This is a genomic window from Myxococcus sp. AM011, assembly GCF_013372595.1.
Classification (GTDB): domain Bacteria; phylum Myxococcota; class Myxococcia; order Myxococcales; family Myxococcaceae; genus Myxococcus; species Myxococcus eversor.
On the sequence record NZ_JABXEM010000524.1, the window covers coordinates 1 to 1964 of the forward strand.

Here is a 1964-nt window from a genome sequence, read left to right on the forward strand (position 1 = left end):
CTCCCCCACGGAGCCCCCGGTTTGAATCGCCACACGTTGCTGCTCGCGCTGTGCCTGGTGCCCGCCCTGGCACCTGCGCAGAGCCAGGAGGGCATGGGACTCGACCTCACGGAAGAGACCCAGCCCAAGTCCGAAGAATCACCCACGCCGCCGCCGGCGGAGGAGGCCGCGCCCGCGAGCACAGCCACCCGACCCGTCGAAGAGGAGGCTCCACCTCCCGAGGCCCTGCCGCCGCTGACCGACATCACCCAGGAGGACCGGGTGAAGAGCGTCCAGCGCAAGGTGTACCGGAAGCAGGGACGGTTCGAGCTGACGCCGCTCATCAGCGTCTCCGTCAATGATCCGTTCTACTCCAAGGTCGGTGCGTCCCTTCGTGGCGCGTACTACCTGGCGGACACGCTGGCCATCTCCGCGCGCGGCTCGCTGATGCAGGTGGTGCCGTCCGACGACGTGCGCACCGCCAAGCGCACCTTCAACAGCAAGATCTACAACTCGGTGCCCGAGTGGTCCGCCATGGGCGACGTGGAGTGGAGCCCGCTGTACGGCAAGGTGGCCTTCCTCAACTCCATCCTGCACTTCGACGGCTATCTGCTGGCGGGCGCGGGCGTGGTGAAGACGGAGACCTCGTCCCTGCCGGGCCGTGGACTCAACCCCGCCGCGGACCTGGGCCTGGGCATGCGCTTCGTGGCGCAGGACTTCATCGCGGTGAACGTGGCGCTCATCAACACCTCCTATGTGGATCAGCCCCTGGGCAGCGCCAAGGGGGCCATCCAGAACGTCATGACCCTCAACGCCGGCATCTCGCTGTTCCTGCCCTTCCGTTCGACGGGGAGGGACGCGGAATGAAGCCCGTCTTCCGTTGGCTGTTGACCCTCTGTCTCGTCATGCCCGTGCTGGCGAGCGCGCAGACCACCACCTCCGAGGAGGAGGAGGCCGGCGACGTCTCCGAGGTGGACAAGGACCGGCTCGGGCCCCTGCGCGAGCGCGTGCGGCCCGTGTCCGGCCACGTGTTCCTGAAGAAGGGGCGCTTCGAGTTCAGCCCGTCCGCGACGCTGTCGCTGCGCGACGCCTTCTTCACCAAGTACATCTTCGGCGGCGTGCTCACCTACCACCCCGTGGAGACGCTCGGCGTCAGCCTGCGGGTGGGCTACGCGCTCAACTCGGTGTCGGGCGCGGCGCAGATCTGCACCTTCTCCGACGGCACGGACGGCTCCACGCGCGGCTGCTCCTCTCCCACCAAGGCGGAGCTGGACGGTCGGGCTCCCGGCCAGCTCAAGCTCATGGGCGGCGCGGACCTCCAGTGGGCGCCCATCTACGGCAAGCTGTCGCTGCTGGCGGAGAAGTTCGTCCACTTCGACCTGTACGGCGTGGTCGGCGCTTCCGTCATCCAGTACCGGGGACCGGACCTGGATGACACCACGGGCCTGTTGGCCAAGGACTACATGACCCCCGGCGGCAACGTGGGCGTGGGCCTTCGCTTCTTCTTCAACCGCTGGGTGACGCTGCGCACGGAGGTGCGCGACCTCATCTACGTGGAGAAGGGCCGCACCGACAACTACCTGCGCAACCAGCTGCTGTTCGAGCTGGGCGTGTCCTTCTTCTTCCCGTCGTCCAACCCCGAGTCATGATGATGCTGCGCTCCTTCAGGCTCATCCGCTTCGCCGTCCTCGGGCTCGCGCTCGTGTGGACGGCCCCTTCGTTCGCCCAGAACTTCGAGGGACTGGACCTGGGTGGTCAGTCCAAGTCCAAGAAGAAGAAGAAGGGCGCTTCGTCCGCCAAGTCCTCCAAGAAGAAGAAGCCGACGCGCGGCGCGAAGGGCAAGACGACCCCCGCGCCCGTGGAGGAGGACGGCCCGGATGAATCGGCCCTCACTCCCGCTCCCACGGGGACCGCTCCATCCGCCGTGACGGGCCCCGCGCCCACCGAGGCGACGCCCGCTCCGGCCCCCACGCCCACGCCGCCCC

Annotated in this window: 2 protein-coding genes and 1 pseudogene; all 3 read left to right on the forward strand. The window is 68.1% G+C overall.

Annotated features, from left to right (window positions below):
* The first annotated feature begins 21 nt into the window (after positions 1 to 21).
* The gene (locus tag HUW62_RS46985; protein ID WP_163868044.1) at positions 22 to 846 is read left to right on the forward strand and encodes an outer membrane beta-barrel domain-containing protein; all 825 of its coding nucleotides are present in this window, start codon (positions 22 to 24) and stop codon (positions 844 to 846) included.
* A complete protein-coding gene (locus tag HUW62_RS46990; protein ID WP_163868045.1) occupies positions 843 to 1628 on the forward strand; it encodes an outer membrane beta-barrel domain-containing protein in 786 nt (261 codons plus the stop codon). Before HUW62_RS46985 ends, HUW62_RS46990 begins: the two co-directional genes overlap by 4 nt.
* Positions 1625 to 1964, forward strand: a pseudogene (locus HUW62_RS46995) (hypothetical protein); the annotation flags it as partial. The gene HUW62_RS46990 and the pseudogene HUW62_RS46995, both read left to right, overlap by 4 nt.